We start from the raw sequence: 19,031 nt of genomic DNA, 5'->3' as shown, positions 1-19,031 counted from the left end.
TCATTGACACTAAGATTACTATAACCTGTGTCATATTGAATTAGCACATGAAAAATCTACATTTTGGAGAAAACATGGTAGGTCACCTCCCACGTGTACTCACATTGATAACGGTATTGTTTGTTGCCTTAACCCTTGGCGGTTGCGGTGACGATAGACCGGAACAAATTGCTAAGTACCAGCAACTGACCCAACAACGACTTGATCTGTTGGCCAGTTCGCTCGATAACAATCAGTTACGCAATGCGACGTTACTCAAACAATACACTCGAGTTCTCGCTCAGCGTCAATCCGACTTAACCCCATTACTAGAAGAATTGGCTAAAGATGCCAGCACTGAAGGGCCAATGTTTAAGTCATTAACGCGTCGTTACAAAGACTTAAACGACAGCGCTAATTTTATTGATTTAGACCAACAGTTAGCTGAAGCACAGAATATTTATCAAGCCGCTGACACCAGTTTGTATAACGATATGCTGTCTGATCCAGTCAATGTTGTTGCCGATATGTCTAAAGGGCAACTCGCTCGAGTTAATGCTATTAGCCGTGAGGCTGAAGCCCTAGCAAATGGCACCGAAGGCAGTGGTGCAGGCAGCCAACTTGTGGGTAATCCTGCATATGGTAGCTGGCAAAATAATTCAAGCGGCACCTCCATTTGGGCTTGGTATGGCATGTATGCGATGTTTTCTAACTTCTCCCGCCCAATAGGCTACGGTAGTTGGTCGGGTAACCGTGGTTACAGCTATTATAATGATGTGGGACGTTACCGTTACACTTCACCAAAACAAGCAACTTCGCAAACCAAAACCTTTGAACAAACCAAGAAACGTTTTAACAGCCAAGGGAAACGATTCGACAGCCCTTATGCAAAAGCTCGAACAGGCTCTACTAGCTTGTCACGTCAAAGTACCAGTGCACCCAAAGCTAATAGCACCACTCAGAGCGCGAGTAGAAAATTTCGTTCGAGCTACTCAAAAGACAGCAGTTTCCGTAACTCAAGCAGCCGCACTAGTCGCGGTGTTAGCCGTGGAAAATAGGTAAGGACTCACCATGACATTTTTTCAAGAATATGGCTTAACTCAACATTTGGCGATTATTTTAGCCATTGATTTAACCATCGCTATCATTTTGCTGACGCTAATGCGTTATTTGCAGGGGTGGAGCGTTAAAGTCAACAGCAGTGCAGAGTTAGCCGAGCGCGACAACTTTGCCTTTGGGATCAGTACCGCTGGTGCTGTGGCGGCTTTAGGTATTGTGCTAACTGGCGCTATCACAGGCGAAGCGGCTCCGTCTTATTTAACTGAAGCGATTGGCATGTCGGCATACGGCTTGTTTGGCTTAATACTGATTAAATTAGGCCGTTTTTTACATGATAAAATCGCCTTAAATGAATTTGCTAAAAACGATGAGATTCTTAAAGGTAATATTTCTGTTGCTGTGGTTGATGCTGCTGCAGCCATAGCCACTGCCATTATTATCCGCGCGGTATTAATGTGGGCTGAAGATATTACTCTAGATACCTTTATCGCTATTTTTAGTGCCTTTTTAATCTCACAACTGATGTTAGTCATACTCACCCGACTACGTGAAAAGCGTTATGCCAAACGTAATCAAGGCGCGTCAATGCAACAAGCGTTAACTCAGGGCCAAACGGCATTAGCACTTCGTCACAGCGGCTACATGATTGCCATGGCACTAAGCTTTAATGCGGCGAGTCATTTTATTGCTTATGACCCAACAGCCCATGTAAGCAACATTATTGGTTGGTGCGCATTCTCATTGATCATGCTGGTGGTATTATCGTTATTAATAACCATAGTGAAAAAAATGGTGTTAGCCGGTATCAATCTTGCTGAAGAAGTTGAGAAACAACAAAACATCGGTATTGCAGCCGTTGAAATGGCGATTAGTATTGCCGTTGCCCTTATTCTCACGGCGTTAATGGCTTAATCTATGACAACACCTTTGCTCGATGATCTTCCCGCTAACACTACACAGGGGGACTCGCAGCAAAGTTCCCCTCCATCCCGTCAAGTATCATGGTTTGATGATGCCTTGTTACTCGGCATTATGGCCTCGTTGGCGGGATGCGGTCTTATTTATGAATACTTATTATCACACTATGCTGGTCGCATTCTCGGCGCATTAGAAGCCGCCATTTACACCATGATTGGTCTAATGATTGTGTCCATGGGTGTGGGCGCTTTTGCCGCACGTAAAATAAAATGCGCTTTTACTGGCTTTGCCATGCTTGAATTAACCGTAGCACTGTGTGGCTCTTTTGCCATTATCATTACCGCAGCGGTCATCGGATTCGGTCAACAACTGCCGTTAACCATCGCCAATACACTCGGCCTACCGCCAGATCATTTACCCAATGGTGGCTTTATTGCCAGTTTGCAAACTCTCAGTGCATATTTACCGTATGTTTGGGGTGTATTACTCGGGTTAATGATTGGCATGGAAATTCCACTTATTGCCCGCGTTCGACAATCATTGTCTGAAGCGCACTTACTGCATAATGCCGGCACCATATATGGTGCCGATTACATTGGCGCTGGAATAGGCGCCGCAATCTGGGTCGGTTTTATGCTGGCCATTGATATTCAATTAGCTGCTGCGCTTACAGCGAGCGTTAACCTACTCGCTGGACTGGTGTTTATTTGGCGTTTTTGGTCAAAAATAAATCATGTAAAATTGCTGCTTATCGGCCATATTATTGCCAGTGTGGTGATTGGCATATTAGCCGTTAAAGGCCCGAGCTGGGAACAGCATTTTAATAATCTTTTGTATAAAGATCATGTGGTTTATGCCAAAGCGACCCGCTTTCAGCAGCTCAATTTTACTGAGCGTTTGCGCGGTGGTGGTTTACCTCCCGTTTATAATTTATACATCAATGGTCGGTTACAATTTTCAAGCAGCGACGAGCACATCTATCATAGCTTTTTGGTTCATCCAACATTGGCTGCCAGCGCACGGCACGATAACGTGCTCATTATTGGTGGTGGTGATGGCTTAGGACTGAAGCAAGTACTCAAATGGCAACCTAAAACGGTTACCTTAATGGATTTAGATAAAGACTTACTGGCACTGTTTAAATCGCCACCAGCAGATATGCCACAACGCTTACAGGATGCATTACTGGCGTTAAACGGCGATGCGTTAAACGATCCACGCTTAACATTAATGGTCGACGATGCATTTAACGGGGTTGATAAGCTAATTCAAAATGGCAAAATGTTTGATGCCATTATTGTTGACTTACCCGACCCAAGTCATCCTGATTTAAACAAACTGTATTCAGACTTATTTTATCGTAAGCTTAATGAATTACTTAGCGCCGATGGCGTGATAACGGTGCAATCAACCTCACCTTATCATGCGCCAAAAGCGTTTATATCGGTTGGTAAAACACTGACTGCTGCAGGGTTTAATGTAAAACAGTATCACCATAATGTCCCTAGCTTTGGTGAATGGGGTTGGAGCATTGGCAGTAAAATGGGTAAAAACCCACAACAACGACTTGCTGCACTAACAGATATACCGGTACCAGAAGAATGGCTAACCCCAGGACTTATTCACGCTTCATTTGAATTCCCAAAGAATTTCTATGCCGATATAGACAACATCAAAGTAAACGAAATTGGTTCATTACAGCTGTATTACTACCACTTAGCGGCTTGGTCAGAAAATGAAGTAATTAATCTTTTTTAATTGGACCAGATAGCGCTTGACATATTATGTCTAGATGCTATCTTTACTCACAGACATAATATGTCAATTAAGGACGAATATGAACATCCATACCATTGCAGGTCACCTAAACGGACTATGCGATCACAGCAAAACCGGTTTTCAGTTTGATTGTTATCCGATTGACGGTGATGTTGAAGTGTTACAAGTCAATATTGTCGGCCGAGAAGAAATTCCGGTGTTTGTATCAGTAACTGACAACCAAATATTGTGTATCAGTTACTTGTGGGGCGAAAACGAAGTAAACCAAGCTCGCCGCGCTGAAATGTTCGAGACCATGTTAGAGCTCAACATTCCAATGCCATTATCATCGTTTGCTAAAATTGATGATAAATATGTGGTTTACGGGGCATTATCTGTGCAATCAAGCATGGAAGAAATTGAACAAGAATTAGCAGTACTGTCAGACAACTGTCTGGAAGTCATCGACGAACTCGTCGAATTTTTAATCTAAGGAGCCAATTATGGGCATTCTAAACAAGATTCTTACAGCGTTTCGTGGTGGTGCAACTGAAGTTGGCCAAAATATCGTTGACTCAAACTCAACCCGAATTTTTGAACAAGAAATTCGTGATGCAGAAAAGCATTTAACCCGAGCTAAACGTGAATTAACTGATGTTATGGCTAAAGAAATGCAAGCCAGTCGTGAAATTGATCGCCTAAAGCGTAGTGTTGTTGAGCACGAAGGCTATGTCACCCAAGCGCTAGACAAAGGCAACGAAGCTTTAGCAATTGAAATTGCTGAAAAGATCGCTCAGCTAGACGAAGAATTAGCTGAACAACAAACAGCCAATGATAGCTTTAGCTCACATGCAGTGCGTTTAAAAGATTTAGTGAAGAAGACTGAGCGTCAGTTAAATGATTACCAACGTCAACTTACTATGGTTAAAACCACTGAAAGCGTGCAAAAAGCCACTGCAACTATCACTGACTCATTTGCGTCAAGTAATTCAAAACTGCTTAACGCTAAAGATTCACTAGAGCGCATCAAAGCACGTCAACAACAGTTTGATGACCGCTTAAAAGCGTCAGAAACATTAGCTGAAGAGAATAGCGATAAGTCATTACATGCCAAGCTAGCTGAAGCAGGTATTGGTGAGCAAAAGTCGAATGCTAATGCTGTGCTAGATCGCATTAAAGCACGTAAAGGTTAAGCTATTATGGGATTTCTTAGTGGCCTATTCGGCAAAAAAGAAGCCCCGAAGCGTAAGCTTGACCATCCAAATAAACTGCTCAAGGGTGATATGATCACCTTTGATGACAGTTTTGCTTTGCCTACGCAATTGCGCGGGCAACAGCTTAAGGTTGAAGCTATTCATACTTATGAATACCAACGCTCGCAGCTTTGTGAATTCTTATTACGTGGCCATAGCGGCACCGCAATCTATTTATCCTACGTGCAAGAAGACGAATCTTACTTAAGTATTTCAATCAAAATCAACCGCGCTGTGGTTGAACAATTGTTTGAACTTGACGCATTTGCTGAAATATTTGAAGAACCAGGCAAAGCAACGCTGACATTGCAGGCACTTCCTGCCGAGTTAGCCGCTGAGTTCGATAAATGGCTCAGTGATGAATATCATCAAGTTGAATTTGCCGGTTTTGGTTACTTCCATCGTCAAGATTATCGCGACCTAAAGCCTCCTCAAAATGACGATGATGCTCGCGGTGAAGGTTTTGAAGGTTACAGTTTGGCTAATGCTGATGACTCTCACGCGGTTGATATTGAAGTTTACGAAAGTGGAGACACTGAAGTGATGTTGACTTTATATCGCCCACTGACCGATATTAGAGAGTATTGGCCAGCAAGCTGATACAGGTAGGAGACGATTTTCTAATGAGTTCAGGCAAACCGTTACCAGAGAAATGGCTTAAAAACCAACAAGCTGCAAAAGCAACCCAAGTGGCTTTTGATCTGGATGAGAAGTTTCAATACTCAATCCGAAAAGAAGCCTTAGATAAAGGCGTCAGTCCTTCAGACCAAATCAGGACCATACTTGGACTCTCTGTATCCAAACGTCCAAAGCGTCCTCGTTTAACTGTGTCATTAAATGCTGAAGATTATGTGATTTTAGCCCAGAAATACGGCTTAGAATCTGAGTCGCAGCTGGAAATCAAAAAGCGCGTATTAGATGATTTGGTCCACTTCGTTGATACTAAATCGTCAAAATAAACACCGTTATCAGTACAGTACATTAACTAAAAACAACGCACCAGACACTTGTCTTGTGCGTTTTTTGTTATGATAAACTCAACATCTTAACAAAGCCTCACGGCGAACGAATGCAAACGGACTTATTATATGCTCGAATCTAAACGTTGGTCGGTCAAAAATGTCGATGGCCCAAGTCCATTCGAACTCGCAATGATGGTGTTATCACTGATCTCTGTGGTGATAGTACTCACGATTACCTTTGGTAAGTTAGACGCTGAAACCAACAAAGTACTGCTGTATATAGACACTACAATCTGCATGATTTTTATGACCAAGTTTTTCCATGGTTTGTTCAAAGCACGTAATAAAGCCTTTTACGTTAGGCACCATTGGATAGACTTTGTTGCCAGCATTCCAGCCATTGAAGCACTGCGTATCGCACGTATATTCCAAATATTAAGGGTTATTCGTTTAATCCGCATGAGCCGGTCATTATTAATCCCATTATTGCGTCAGCGAAAACAATCTACATTAGCCAGTTTACTGGTGGCGATGGTATTAATTTTGGCCACTGCATCTGTACTTATTTTATTAGTAGAAAGCACTGAGCCTAACGCCAATATCCAAACAGCAGAGCAAGCTATTTGGTGGGCATTAGTGACCATATCAACCGTCGGTTACGGTGACTTCTATCCCGTCAGTACGGTAGGCCATATCATCGGTGGATTAGTGATCATTAGTGGTGTCAGCTTTTTCGGAGTGATATCCGGTTATATGGCATCTGTTTTCGTCGCACCAGATGAGCAAGAACGTAACGAAGCGCAAGAGGCTCAAGCAGCGCATAAAGCAGAAATCAATACCAAGCTAGAACAAGCGCTAGAGCGCATGGAGCACAATCAGCAGCAAATGATCGAAGAAATTGCCACCTTACGTAATCAACTCGGACAAGGTAAATAGCTTCTGCTCTGCAATATCGTCAGCAGGAAAAAAGATTGCTTAAAAATGTTGATTATCCTGCGCGGGACCAAAAAATAAGCCCAAAGTAATCAATTACTTTGGACTTATTGTTGGCAAAGACATAATGGCTAAGCTAACGCGTTACTCTCCCACCAACTTCTGCCACCAAGATAATGACTCGCCACAATTGGCAACCGGATGATAGCTTGCGTCTAATGCCGGTAGACCGATAATATTGTCACAATTACCTTTCTTAGCCACACCCGTTGTACGATCAAAATAACCATTAATAACCCCATTAACGGGCATCATTCGTAAACTAAGCGGTGGACGTTCATGTAAAAAGGCCTGATACACGGCCATTGCGCCACTACTACCATACAAGCCCGTTTTACTGTTATCGTCTTGGCCGACCCAAATAGCCGCTACGTTACGTTCATCAAATCCAGCAAACCACGAGTCACGACTATCATTACTGGTGCCGGTTTTACCCGCTAAACGAACCCCAGGAAATGCAGCGCCTAAACGCTTAGCCGTACCATTACGCACTACTTGGTTCATTGCATATTGAACTAAGTAATCGGTTGCCGGATCAATTGCCATCGACGATGGAACACGAGTGACTTCCAACGCTTGGTTTTGACTGTCTAATACCGCTGTAATCGATGATAACTTACGATAGCGACCTTCATCAGCAATGGTTTGATAAACTTGAGCCACCATTAATGGCGAGCCATTCACCGCACCCAACAACATCGATGGATAAGGGGATATATCATCCTCCCAACCCGATTTTTTCAATGTAGCAGCAACCTTTTCAACACCAACAGCCAAACCAACGTTAACCGTTGGAACGTTCATTGAATCTTTAAATGCGTTTAATAAAGGCACTTGACCACTGAACTTTTTATCGACGTTTTTAGGTGACCACGTTTTACCTTGCTCATTTTTAAGGGTGATGGGTTTGTCTTCTACGGGAGTGGCTAAAGTAAATTTATCTGCTTGGCGTAATGCACTGGCATACACGAATGGTTTTATTAACGACCCAATTGGACGTCTAATTTCAACCGCGCGATTAAACCCTTCATAACTCGGTTGTTTATCACCCACCATTGCTGCTATGCCGCCAGTATATTTGTCGGTGACAACCATGCCGACTTGAACGTTTTTAGCCCGTTTATCCAGTGATGCCATGGTAGACAACACGGCTTTTTCTGCGGCTTCTTGGGCCATAGGATCGAGCGTGGTATACACTTTTACGCCCGACTGCTTCAGTAACGAATCACCATAACGGTCGCGTAACTCTTGCTTAACCACAGCAAAAAACGCTGGTAACTTCTGATGTACCGATTTTTTAGCACTGCGTAGACCGATTGGCGACTCTGCTGCAGCTTTATATTGGGCAACGGTTAATTTATCGTTTTCCATAAGCAAACGTAACACTAAATCACGGCGCTCTTGGGCTCGTTCAGGATAACGCCACGGGTTGTAATAAGAAGGTCCTTTAATGACCGCAACTAAAAATGCTTGCTGCGACACGGTTAATTCACCAATGGGGCGACCAAAATAGAATTGTGAGGCTAATCCCATACCATGCACACCACGGGCCTTGTCTTGGCCCATGTACACTTCATTGAGATAAGCTTCTAAAATTTCATCTTTGCTATAACGAAAATCGATAATCAATGCCATTATGGCTTCACGCACTTTACGCACAATTGAGCGTTCGCTGCTTAAAAAGAAGTTTTTGGCTAACTGCTGAGTTAAGGTTGAACCCCCTTGCACCGTACGACCGGCAGTAATATTGACCACCGCAGCGCGTGCAATCGCCAATGGGTTTACCCCAAAGTGATCATAAAAACTGCGGTCCTCAACCAAAATAAGCGCATCGATAATCATTGAAGGCATCTCTGGCGTTCGCACAAATAAACGGTCTTCGCCATCGCCGGCAATAATACGGTCAAGTAATACCGGTTCTAAATGAAATACCGCTAATTCACGTTTGTCAGACATCCGCTTAACTGAGCTAACGCCTTCAGAGTCAAAGCTTATCATCACTCGCTGCTCGGCTTGGTTGCCTTCGGGATGCAAAAACGGCCGACGCCATAATTCGATACGAGTACTTGAAGCAGAAAACTCGCCAACTTGCCGCGGATTGGACACTTTACGGTAACCCAACAAATTAAGCTCAGCCATTAACTGCGGATGGTTTATCGCAGCACCTGGGTACAATGCCATTGAACGACTAAAAACTTGGGCCGGTAAATGCCACTTTTGGCCTTCAAATTTCTGCGCAATAATTTGATCTAAATAAATAGCGTAAAAGCTCACAACAGCAATACCAACGATTGATAATTTCCATGTGAGCGACCACAGTTTTTGCCACCAAGATGAGCCACTTTTTTTTGTGTTGGCTGAAGACTTTTTGGTTTTTTTACTCATAAATAATGGTTTCGTTTTCCATATAACGCTGAAATAATTGCATGTTATTAATAAGCTAGATGACTTATTTACACGCCTGGAGTTTTCTTTTTAGTAAATTTTGTTGCCACTGTATTCACTGGGTCATCAGGCCATAAATGCCTAGGATAACGACCACGCATTTCTTTTTTTACATCAATATATGGGCCTTGCCAGAAGCTGGCTAAATCTGCCGTGGCGGCTAATGGTCGTTGTGCTGGCGACAACAACTCCATAGTAACCGTCATTTTGCCGTGCAATATTGTCGGGCTTTGCGCCATCCCTAATGCTTCTTGTAAACGTACACTAAGCAACGCACGGCCTTGTTGGTCATTGTTATGATAAAAATGTCCGTCAGTATCAAGTGGCATCTGGTAACGGATGGGGGCACGAGTGCCAGTTGCCATCGGCCAATGTGTTGGCACCAGTTGCTCTAATAGCTGCTGCTGTTGCCAATTGAGTAAATTTTTCACCAATCCATACGCGGCTACTTTAGCCAATGCGGCCAATGAACGAATGTTATCCAAATGTGGCTCAAGCCAATCTTCTAACGTCGCCAGTAAGTACTCATCGCTTAAACAAGGCCAATCATGCTCTGGCGCAAAGTATCGAGCTAATTCAACCCGATATTGTAACTGGATTAACAGCTCGTCACGATTAAGGATTGTTAACCCTTTTATACGGATCTGTTCTAATAATGCTGCGGTAATTTGTGCCCGTTCAGGCGTAATACCGGTGTCGATTTTAATGATAACCTCACCGATTTTGGTATGTTTTTCAGCAAAAAAACGCCCTTTTGCTTCATCCCAACCACCGTGAACATGAGTAGTTACTAACGAGGCTAGTTCGGCAGTAAACAAGCGTTCATCTAACCTTGCTGCAAGGTAAATTTGGCCAGCATTACGACCTTGAGTCTCTTGAAAGTCAGCAACCACTAACCAAGGTTCATGAGCCAAACTGTCTTCGGCATTGATCACCACACCCGTACCATTACTTAATAAAAAGCCTTCATGGCCACGAGCTTTGGCAATACGATCAGGGTAAGCAAGTGCTAACAAATAGCTTATATCACGAGTCGATGCATTACGTATTGCCTCATTGACCTGACCCGATATCGCCAAAGATTGTTGCCATTGCCTAACTTGCTGTTTAATTTGCCCCTGCAAAGCCTCGGTCAAATAATGATGAATATCAGCGCCTTTTTTCGGTAGTCCACGGGCTTCAATAATGCCTGCTAATACGCAAGCCAGCAGGCAAAGTTGCGGCTGATTGTCGTGCAAGGCAAGTTGCTTAGCTTTGAGCAGCATATGCGCTAAGCGCGGATGACAACCTAATGCATAAGCCTCTCGGCCAAGTGACGTTAATTTACGTTGTGGGTCAATTAATTCAAGTTGAATAAGTAATCGCCATGCGACTTGTTCATGGATCGGCGGCGGTGGTGTGAGCAATGATAATTCAGCAAATGATTTAGCGCCCCAACTGGCACAATCAAGTGCCATAGAAGTCAGTTCCGCTTGCGTGATTTCTGGCTCATCGACTTTGCGCATGCGCCCTTGTTCTTCTTGGCTCCATAACCGCACGCAATAACCCGCAGCTAAGCGCCCTGCTCGGCCACTACGTTGAATAGCCGATGCCTGGCTAATGCGCTTAAGCCCTAAGCGTGTCACGCCGGTTTTAGGGTTAAAACTCGCTTCACGTCGATAACCGCTGTCTATAACAAGGGTGATGCCTTCAATCGTTAAACTCGATTCAGCCACATTAGTCGCGAGGACGATTTTACGTTTACCCGGTTCTGCTGCACGAATGGCTTGATCTTGCTCCGCTGACGACAAGTCGCCATACATAGGACAAATAAGCCATGATGCATCTAAACGCTCACGCAATAATCCAGCTAATTTACGAATTTCACCTTTACCGGGTAAAAACGCCAAAACGCTGCCCTGTTGATATTGCGCTAGATTGGGATCTGAAATGGTATCGATAACCACGCGGGACATGTGTGTTAGCCACAACTGTTGCCCAGGGCAAGGCTGATAAGCAATCTCAACCTCAAAACTGCGACCATCACTGTGTATTTGCGCAGCATCGGGCATTAACGTGTCTAGCGGTAAGCCAGACAAGGTGGCAGACATAGCAATAATGTGTAAATCGTCACGTAATGATTGCTGCACTTCCAGTGCTAAAGCCAAGCCTAAATCAGTCGTAAGATGACGCTCATGTATTTCATCGAAAATAATCACATCAATCCCACTAAGCTCTGGGTCTTGTTGGATCATTCGGGTCAGAATACCTTCGGTGACAATTTCTAATCGAGTATCTGCGCTGACTTTTGATTCGCCACGGACACGATAACCCACTTGCTGGCCAACATTTTGGCCCAATTGTTGGGCAATAAACTTAGCGACATTGCGGGCCGCGACTCGACGGGGTTCTAACATCAGAATTTTGCCATGAATTTCAGGCCAGGCTAACATCGCTAATGGTAATGCTGTGGATTTACCTGCACCGGTTGGCGCTTCGATAATAATGTGTGAATGGGCCGAAAACTGCACACGCAACGAGTCGAGTACCGCGTGAATCGGCAATGTCGTGGGCATCAATGATGGGTGCTGCTGCAATACTTGTTTTGAGGTCAACGCGATTAACTTTTACGGCTATTTTCTGCGGTTCATTTTACCCACATTGTATCAAGGTGTCATTAATTGCCTATTTCAGAGCCTATTTGGCTACCTTTTTAACAAAGCAATTAACCGCTCTCAGTTATTGAGTCATTTTACTCATTTAGATTAACCAGGGAGTTCGTAAACCGTGTTGTAGTTCAGCTAATCGTGTCGGTTTATTAATAGCATAGCCTTGCGCATAATCGACGCCAATATTTTTCAGATATACGCCAATATCAGTGTTTTCAACAAACTCTGCGATAACTTCAAACCCCATGTCTTTTCCGAGCTGACAAATAGCCGAAACAATGGCTTTATCACTGCGGTTTTCGCATAAATTCACTACAAATTGGCCGTCAATTTTAACGTAATCGACATCAAGACATTTCAAATATGCAAAGCTAGAAAAACCAGAACCAAAATCATCTAATGCAATCTTACAACCAAATGGTCGTAACAACTCAATTAATCCGGTAGCTTGGTCTAATTGGCTTACCGCTGCAGTTTCGGTTATTTCAAAACATAATTTACTCACCAGCTCAGGTTCAACCATTAAGCGCATTTCGAGCCAAGTCATGAACTTTTGGTCAGCAAGTGACATCGCAGACAAATTCACCGACACCATAGAAAGCTGTTCCCATGTAGCTAAATTATTACCGCCCCACGTCAATAAATTATCGATAACCCAACGGTCTACTCGAGGCGCTAAGTTATAACGCTCAGCAGCAGGTAAAAACACCCCCGGCGATACATATTGGCCATCACTCTGCACCATGCGAAGTAGAATTTCCATGTGGATGCCAGTGTCGGGTTTATCGAGCGGCTCAATTAATTGATAGAATAGCTCGAACTGATTTAATGCCAGTGCGCCTGTAATATCCACAGATGCCAGCATTTGGTTATACATCATGTGCATTTGTGGGTCGTCAGGATTATAAAAATGCCAACGGTTACGGCCTTCTTCTTTGGCCAAGCGGCAAGCGGCATCAGCTTTACTCATCACACCGTAAATATCGGAGTCAACATAATCGACTTTGGCAATGCCAATGCTGGCACTAATGTTGTGTTTGATACCTTTCCAAGTAAATTCATGATCAAACAACTGTTGGCAAATTCGTTTTGCCACTTGTTGCGCCGATGCTGTATCAGAATAATGCATCAATAAGCCAAACTCATCGCCGCCTAAACGCGCAACCACATCGTCTTTACGTAATAATTGTTTTAAGCGAGTCGCCACTTGTTGCAGCAACACATCACCCGCTTGATGACCACTAAGATCATTTACCACTTGAAATTGATCGAGATCGAGAAAGGCAATACAAGCCGGAGCGTGTTCGTCGTCTTTTAATAACTCTTCAAGCATGTTTTCGAACTGTAATCGATTTGGCAATCCGGTCAGCACATCATAATTGGAATGAAACGATAACTCATCGGCAAGTCGATAACGTTCGGTGACATCTTCAATCATTAATAATAACTGTTGCTGTTTATTAAGTGCATGGCAAAAGCTAAACTTATACCAGTATATTTGAACCCCATTTCGTAACGGCACTTCACACCAGGCTTGGCGTAAAATACCTTCTCGAACGATATGCAAGGTATCGAGTAATAGTGGGTGATCATCTTCTCGTAGCAACGTAAATAAACTCTGCCCGACTGTAATGGGTAAATTTTGTTTACTCGCATCATTTTGCAATACAACATTATTGTGTAAATCAATCAACGCACATGGCATCGGCAGTAACTGAAATAGCTCTTGATACTGTTTATCTTTACTGTCTAAAAGCACGGATAAACGACGAAGTTCAAGTGAAGAGGCTAATTGATATGCAGTATCATCGAGTAACTTTTGCACAAACGTACAAGGATCATCTTGCTGACTCACAACTGGATTAGCATCGGATGCACACATAGTGCCTAAAACAACTTTAACATTGCCAACGTGCAAAACAGGACTCAGAGCAAGATGCTTACAATCAATATCGAGTTGATTAAAGATGCCTAAAAGCGGTGTAAGGAGTCGATTTTCGTCAGCGGTAAATGATTGCTCTGGGGAATGAGGATAAATGATTGCTTGATAGCTGTTAAATAATGATTCGCACAGTGACAAATTATCTTGTAAATGCTGGTTAAACAGCGCTTCTGATGCTGGTGAAGCACCAAAATGACTGACACATTGTTGCTCTGAAGTGTCGATAATATCAGTATCGACGGCAAATAATTTATCATATTGACTCGTCAACACAAATGCAGCGCTGCATTCTAGCCTTTGACAGACTAACTGTAATGCTTGATTAAGCAGTGATAACACCGAAGTATTACTACCCTCAATAGGTCCATTTGTAAAAACACTTTTCAATAGTTGCTGGGTGCTATCGGCCATTCATCAACTCATTCAAGGTTAGCAATTCAATTTGCTTGGGAATAAAATCAGTTATCTTGTAGATGCCATATCGCTAACTGTAAGCGCTAACTGTAAGCGCTAACTATAAGCACTATATTGATTAGGTAGTTAACTGAAACCACGATATGTTTTTAAAATCGGTAGTATTGTTAATCTATCAACGTTTATGTTTCAGCTCAATAAATAATAGGGCCAACCGGATGCAAACACCTTCGTCAGCAAGATTATTTGTCGGCTTTAGCGTAGACAAACCACAAATAGATAAAATATTACATCTACAACAAACACTTATAACTAAAATAAATACAAATTCAGTAGCCACTTTAGCACACAACTTACACATAACATTAGGCTTTTTCGGTCAAATAGATCCGACCACTTGTTCAAAAATCCATGAAGCAATAAATCAGATGCCTAAAACAACTTTCAGTCAAGTTATCGACACCTTCGCTTGGTGGCAAACAGCACAATTAATCTGTTTAAAAGGACAAGCGAGTACATCATTAAACACTATGGCGAATGACATTAAGAACATTGCAAAAACTCACCATCTAGCCATCAGTCAATACGATTATGTTCCGCACATTAGTCTATTTCGTGGGGTGACAACAGCTTCTTTACCAGCCGTGGTAAAGGACACTCAGCTCATCATCGCACCAAGCCATTTACATTTATATCAATCGACTGGCCACCGCCATAACGTTAACTACACGATATTAGAAAGTTGGCCGTTACGGCAAAAATAAAAACCGTCACCACAGAATGTGAGCGACGGTTTAATGATAATTACAATTGATGACTAGTCTTTTAATAACTCAGCAATGGTCAATACGCCATGCGTTGTCGCACCAGCGGCCCATAGCGCCGACGCTGATGATTCAAAAGCACCTGCGAGATCAACGTGTAACCAATTCGCTTTTGGTGACACAAAACGCCATAAGAAACCGGCCGCGTTTGATGCGCCACCTGCACCGCCACCTTTAACTGGGCGACTGTTTGCAGTATCAGCATAAGCTGATGGACACATATCTTTATGCCAAGCATCTAACGGCAATGGCCATACGTTTTCAGAAACGGCTTCAGCACATTGCTGTGCAAGCTGTAATGTCGCCTTTTGTGGTGAAAAAATGGCGTTATAATTTGAGCCCACAGCCATCACAGCAGCGCCGGTTAACGTTGCAGCATCAATAATTAAGCCTGCGCCCGTTTCTGATGCAGCTTGTAAACCATCGGCTAGAACTAAACGTCCTTCAGCATCAGTATTAACAATTTCAACCGTGGTGCCGTTTTTGTAGGTTAGAACATCACCCAGCTTGAAAGCATTACCGCTAACTAAGTTTTCTGCACAACACAAAAATAGCTTAACGCGTTTGTTCAAACCAGCCTTCATGGCTAATCCCAATGCAGCAGTAACCGTGGCAGCACCGCCCATGTCACACTTCATCGCTAACATACCTTCTGACGACTTCAAGCTATAGCCGCCTGAGTCAAACGTAATACCTTTACCCACTAAGGCAACAGAGACTGGAGCATCTGCGCCTAACGGATTAAAATCAAGCTCTAACAATGCAGGAGGACGTTCACTACCACGACCCACAGCATGAATACCGACCCATTTTTTTTCTAATAATTCATGGCCTTCAATAATGTTAAAACTGACATGGTCACCACCAATATTTTTTAGCCAAGACGCCGCTTGATTAGCTAACGATAAAGGCGATAAATCTTCTGGAGTATCATTGATCAATTTGCGCGCAAACTGGGCCGCTACGGCACGTTGATTCAACGTTTCTTTATCGGCGTCACTACCACACCAGTCCACTTGGTATCCTGCTTTAGCCGTGGCAAAACCTTGTGCAAATGCCCACTGTGAATTCAGGGTCCATAAGCCACCGTCTAGCTGCACATAATTAATGCCTTGATTGCGGATTTTTCTTGCGGCCATCTGCACTTGACGCAGTTCATCGCTACCCGATAGATGGATTGTTGCCTTAGTACCTTGGTAAGTCACATCAGCTTTACCCCAATGTTCTGCAGGGGCTTCGGTGGTGAGCGTAACGGTCATAATATTCATAATAATCCCTTGTAGTAAGCCAAATAACACCAATGCTCGAGCTTAATCACGAGCTAATGGCAGTAGTGTAGACAAAACATAATCGATAAACCAAGCTAAAGTTTGTTAGCATTGTTGTAAATCAACTCATTAGATGAGTCATCGATGAAATTTACTCCCGAATTAGAATCCGGTGTATTAATTAAACGATACAAACGCTTTCTTGCCGATATCATGCTACCTAACGGGCAAGAAATCACGATTCATTGCCCAAATACTGGTTCAATGAAAAATTGCTTATTCCCTGGTGAAAAGGTGTGGTTTTCCAGCTCCGACAATCCAAAACGAAAATATGCCCACACATGGGAATTAATGCAGACAGATCAGCAGCATTATATCGGGATTAATACCGGGCGAGCCAATGCTCTTGCAGAAGAAGCGATTAATCGGCAAGTGATTACCGAACTATTAGGTTACGAGCATTTAAAACGCGAAGTAAAGTATGGCAGTGAAAATAGCCGCATCGATATCTTGCTCACTAGCCAAAACCGGCCAGAGTGCTATATTGAAGTGAAGAGTTGTACTTTACTAGAGGATAAAATGGGTTACTTCCCCGATGCCGTAACCACTCGTGGACAAAAGCATCTGCGAGAACTCATCCACATGGTGGAATTAGGCCATCGTGCTGTTTTATTATTTGTGGTGCAGCACAGTGGCATCACGAGTGTTAAACCCGCGCGACATATAGATCCACAATATGCAGACTTACTTGAACAAGCCGTAGCAAATGGCGTTGAAGTGCTAGCTTATAAAACAGCGCTTTCGCCACAGGGAAGCCTGATCACTTCAGCTTGTAAAGTCATGCTGTAGATCAAAATAAAAATTAAATAACAAGTAAAAAATTTGCCACGCTATAGAGTTTCTGGTATAGATAGCGGCCATAAATTTAAGACGTCCTTAAAACGCAAATGATTACAGGAGATGCGTTATGCCTCAAGGCACGAAAAAACTTGGCGTACTCGCTATCGCTGGAGTAGATCCTTACCAGGAATCGGCTGGTGAAGAGTATATGAATACCAAGCAACGTGGTCACTTTACATTGATTCTCGAAGCATGGCGTAACCAATTGCGTGAAGAAGTCGACCGTACGTTAACTCACATGCAAGATGAAGCTGCAAACTTTCCTGATCCTGTCGACCGTGCAGCACAAGAAGAAGAATTCAGCTTAGAATTACGCGCTCGTGACAGAGAACGTAAATTGATCAAAAAGATTGAAAAGACTTTACAGTTGATCAAAGAAGACGATTTTGGTTTCTGCTTCTCATGTGGCGTAGAAATTGGTATCCGTCGACTTGAAGCTCGCCCTACAGCCGATCAATGTATCGATTGTAAAACGCTAGCTGAAATAAAAGAAAAACAAATGGCGGGTTAACCCGTTATTGATTAGGGCGAGATTATCTCGCCCTTTTTATTGACTTTATTTACCCACTAACAAATTAACAAGGCTATTGTGTTGTCGCATTAACTGACGATAATAACAATACGATGTTAACGAAAAACAACGCTATAACATGATTCCCCCATCCTATATCGGACGTTTTGCGCCCTCACCATCAGGTTCACTGCATTTTGGCTCACTCATTGCTGCATTAGGCAGTTATCTTCGCGCGCACAGTCAACAAGGCCAATGGCTTGTCCGCATAGAAGATATCGACCCGCCACGCGAAGTCCCCGGTGCAAGCGATAACATCCTTAGAACACTCGATGCCTACGGCTTACATTGGCATGGAACCGTACTATTTCAACAGCAACGATATCAGGCTTATCAAGATCAAATTGAAGCGTTTATCGCCAGTGATCTTGCTTATTATTGCCAATGCACACGTAAAATAATTCAAACCAGCGGCGGAGTGTATGATGGCCGTTGTGGCCGACTTCAGCCTAGACTGACACACGGCGCAATTCGAATTCGTAATCACGTTAAAATTGATCATTTTGTTGATAAACTTCAAGGCTCGGTGATGGTTGATAAAGCTTTCGCCGAAGAAGACTTTATTATTAAACGCAGTGATGGTTTGTATGCTTACCAACTCGCCGTTGTTCTCGACGATGCGTATCAAGGCATAACTGAAGTGGTCAGAGGTTGTGATTTACTTGAAGCCAGTTGCCGACAAATAAGTTTGTTTACCCAATTGGAATTTACGCCACCTGATTGGCTACATTTGCCGTTAGTTTGTGCCGAGAAAGGCTTTAAATTATCCAAGCAGAATTATGCTCCAGCCATAGATGTCATTCACCCTCAAGCCAGTATTAATGCGGCACTGACCTTTTTAGGCCAAAAAGCTGTCGATGTAGATTCGGTAGAAGTGATGCTTAAACAGGCTGTTGAACAATTTGACCTAAGCACGATTCCTGCACAAAAAGAAATTGTCTTATCGACAATAAACAACTAGGTATCGTCATTAACTGACATAAGTTATTGCATTAAGCCCTTTTTAGCGCAACTGTACGTATACTCATTCGGTCACATTTAATGTATTATACCCGCCAGATTTTTAATCAAATTATTATAGCATTTCGAGGTGTATT

The 19,031-nt window shown here is 43.1% G+C and carries 16 protein-coding genes; 12 read left to right on the top strand and 4 right to left on the bottom strand.

Annotated features, from left to right (window positions below; all coding sequences use genetic code 11):
* Positions 1-74 precede the first annotated feature (74 nt).
* From AAEY94_RS13185 to AAEY94_RS13150, 8 genes are all read left to right on the top strand, one after another.
* Complete coding sequence (locus AAEY94_RS13185; RefSeq protein WP_101085280.1) at positions 75-1,037, top strand: hypothetical protein; 963 nt, start codon at positions 75-77, stop codon at positions 1,035-1,037.
* Between the two features lie 13 nt (positions 1,038-1,050).
* Entirely contained in the window at positions 1,051-1,950 is a 900-nt protein-coding gene (locus tag AAEY94_RS13180; protein WP_101085279.1) for a DUF350 domain-containing protein, read from the top strand.
* Positions 1,951-1,953: 3 nt separating this feature from the next.
* Positions 1,954-3,714 carry a polyamine aminopropyltransferase gene (locus AAEY94_RS13175; protein WP_259395368.1) on the top strand — a complete coding sequence of 587 codons (1,761 nt, stop codon included), beginning with the start codon at positions 1,954-1,956 and terminating at the stop codon, positions 3,712-3,714.
* A 79-nt stretch (positions 3,715-3,793) separates the two neighbouring features.
* Positions 3,794-4,207: a YjfI family protein gene (locus AAEY94_RS13170; protein ID WP_101085277.1), complete on the top strand. Its 414-nt coding sequence runs from the start codon at positions 3,794-3,796 to the stop codon at positions 4,205-4,207.
* Positions 4,208-4,217: 10 nt separating this feature from the next.
* Positions 4,218-4,907: a PspA/IM30 family protein gene (locus AAEY94_RS13165; RefSeq protein WP_101085276.1), complete on the top strand. Its 690-nt coding sequence runs from the start codon at positions 4,218-4,220 to the stop codon at positions 4,905-4,907.
* Positions 4,908-4,913: 6 nt separating this feature from the next.
* Positions 4,914-5,567, top strand: coding sequence for a hypothetical protein (locus AAEY94_RS13160; protein ID WP_162023855.1), 654 nt, complete (start codon positions 4,914-4,916; stop codon positions 5,565-5,567).
* Between the two features lie 23 nt (positions 5,568-5,590).
* The gene (locus AAEY94_RS13155) at positions 5,591-5,926 is read left to right on the top strand and encodes a hypothetical protein (protein ID WP_101085274.1); all 336 of its coding nucleotides are present in this window, start codon (positions 5,591-5,593) and stop codon (positions 5,924-5,926) included.
* Between the two features lie 129 nt (positions 5,927-6,055).
* Entirely contained in the window at positions 6,056-6,865 is an 810-nt protein-coding gene (locus AAEY94_RS13150) for an ion transporter (RefSeq protein WP_101085273.1), read from the top strand.
* 141 nt (positions 6,866-7,006) lie between these two features.
* On the opposite strand, the gene mrcB is transcribed toward AAEY94_RS13150, so the two are convergent.
* From mrcB to AAEY94_RS13135, 3 genes are all read right to left on the bottom strand, one after another.
* The gene (mrcB, locus tag AAEY94_RS13145; RefSeq protein ID WP_350979025.1) at positions 7,007-9,307 is read right to left on the bottom strand and encodes a penicillin-binding protein 1B; all 2,301 of its coding nucleotides are present in this window, start codon (positions 9,305-9,307) and stop codon (positions 7,007-7,009) included.
* A 68-nt stretch (positions 9,308-9,375) separates the two neighbouring features.
* Positions 9,376-11,922, bottom strand: coding sequence for an ATP-dependent helicase HrpB (gene hrpB / locus AAEY94_RS13140; RefSeq protein WP_101085368.1), 2,547 nt, complete (start codon positions 11,920-11,922; stop codon positions 9,376-9,378).
* Between the two features lie 184 nt (positions 11,923-12,106).
* Positions 12,107-14,368 (bottom strand): putative bifunctional diguanylate cyclase/phosphodiesterase, encoded by a 2,262-nt coding sequence (locus AAEY94_RS13135; RefSeq protein WP_182743183.1) that lies wholly within the window; start codon positions 14,366-14,368, stop codon positions 12,107-12,109.
* Positions 14,369-14,589: 221 nt separating this feature from the next.
* Here AAEY94_RS13135 and thpR point away from each other — a divergent pair, with 221 nt between their 5' ends.
* A complete protein-coding gene (thpR, locus tag AAEY94_RS13130; protein WP_157822766.1) occupies positions 14,590-15,135 on the top strand; it encodes an RNA 2',3'-cyclic phosphodiesterase in 546 nt (181 codons plus the stop codon).
* Positions 15,136-15,188: 53 nt separating this feature from the next.
* On the opposite strand, the gene pepB is transcribed toward thpR, so the two are convergent.
* Positions 15,189-16,463: an aminopeptidase PepB gene (gene pepB / locus AAEY94_RS13125; protein WP_011638713.1), complete on the bottom strand. Its 1,275-nt coding sequence runs from the start codon at positions 16,461-16,463 to the stop codon at positions 15,189-15,191.
* Positions 16,464-16,607: 144 nt separating this feature from the next.
* Between pepB and sfsA the strand changes: the two genes are divergently transcribed.
* From sfsA to gluQRS, 3 genes are all read left to right on the top strand, one after another.
* On the top strand, positions 16,608-17,312 hold the full coding sequence (sfsA, locus tag AAEY94_RS13120) for a DNA/RNA nuclease SfsA (RefSeq protein ID WP_101085268.1): 705 nt from the start codon (positions 16,608-16,610) through the stop codon (positions 17,310-17,312).
* Between the two features lie 118 nt (positions 17,313-17,430).
* Positions 17,431-17,874, top strand: a complete 444-nt coding sequence (gene dksA / locus AAEY94_RS13115; RefSeq protein ID WP_011638715.1) for an RNA polymerase-binding protein DksA — start codon at positions 17,431-17,433, stop codon at positions 17,872-17,874.
* Positions 17,875-18,013: 139 nt separating this feature from the next.
* The gene (gene gluQRS, locus AAEY94_RS13110; RefSeq protein ID WP_101085267.1) at positions 18,014-18,895 is read left to right on the top strand and encodes a tRNA glutamyl-Q(34) synthetase GluQRS; all 882 of its coding nucleotides are present in this window, start codon (positions 18,014-18,016) and stop codon (positions 18,893-18,895) included.
* The last annotated feature ends 136 nt before the right edge of the window (positions 18,896-19,031 follow it).

The sequence above is a fragment of the Shewanella sp. AC34-MNA-CIBAN-0136 genome (assembly GCF_040309945.1).
GTDB lineage: Bacteria > Pseudomonadota > Gammaproteobacteria > Enterobacterales > Shewanellaceae > Shewanella.
This window is presented reverse-complemented; position numbering and strand designations above follow the sequence as displayed.

Coding starts and splice junctions, on each gene's coding strand:
- AAEY94_RS13185 (WP_101085280.1), top strand. CDS start 75: ATGGTAGGTCACCTCCCACGTGTACTCACATTGATAACGGTATTGTTT.
- AAEY94_RS13180 (WP_101085279.1), top strand. CDS start 1,051: ATGACATTTTTTCAAGAATATGGCTTAACTCAACATTTGGCGATTATT.
- AAEY94_RS13175 (WP_259395368.1), top strand. CDS start 1,954: ATGACAACACCTTTGCTCGATGATCTTCCCGCTAACACTACACAGGGG.
- AAEY94_RS13170 (WP_101085277.1), top strand. CDS start 3,794: ATGAACATCCATACCATTGCAGGTCACCTAAACGGACTATGCGATCAC.
- AAEY94_RS13165 (WP_101085276.1), top strand. CDS start 4,218: ATGGGCATTCTAAACAAGATTCTTACAGCGTTTCGTGGTGGTGCAACT.
- AAEY94_RS13160 (WP_162023855.1), top strand. CDS start 4,914: ATGGGATTTCTTAGTGGCCTATTCGGCAAAAAAGAAGCCCCGAAGCGT.
- AAEY94_RS13155 (WP_101085274.1), top strand. CDS start 5,591: ATGAGTTCAGGCAAACCGTTACCAGAGAAATGGCTTAAAAACCAACAA.
- AAEY94_RS13150 (WP_101085273.1), top strand. CDS start 6,056: ATGCTCGAATCTAAACGTTGGTCGGTCAAAAATGTCGATGGCCCAAGT.
- mrcB (WP_350979025.1), bottom strand. CDS start 9,307: ATGAGTAAAAAAACCAAAAAGTCTTCAGCCAACACAAAAAAAAGTGGC.
- hrpB (WP_101085368.1), bottom strand. CDS start 11,922: ATGCCCACGACATTGCCGATTCACGCGGTACTCGACTCGTTGCGTGTG.
- AAEY94_RS13135 (WP_182743183.1), bottom strand. CDS start 14,368: ATGGCCGATAGCACCCAGCAACTATTGAAAAGTGTTTTTACAAATGGA.
- thpR (WP_157822766.1), top strand. CDS start 14,590: ATGCAAACACCTTCGTCAGCAAGATTATTTGTCGGCTTTAGCGTAGAC.
- pepB (WP_011638713.1), bottom strand. CDS start 16,463: ATGAATATTATGACCGTTACGCTCACCACCGAAGCCCCTGCAGAACAT.
- sfsA (WP_101085268.1), top strand. CDS start 16,608: ATGAAATTTACTCCCGAATTAGAATCCGGTGTATTAATTAAACGATAC.
- dksA (WP_011638715.1), top strand. CDS start 17,431: ATGCCTCAAGGCACGAAAAAACTTGGCGTACTCGCTATCGCTGGAGTA.
- gluQRS (WP_101085267.1), top strand. CDS start 18,014: ATGATTCCCCCATCCTATATCGGACGTTTTGCGCCCTCACCATCAGGT.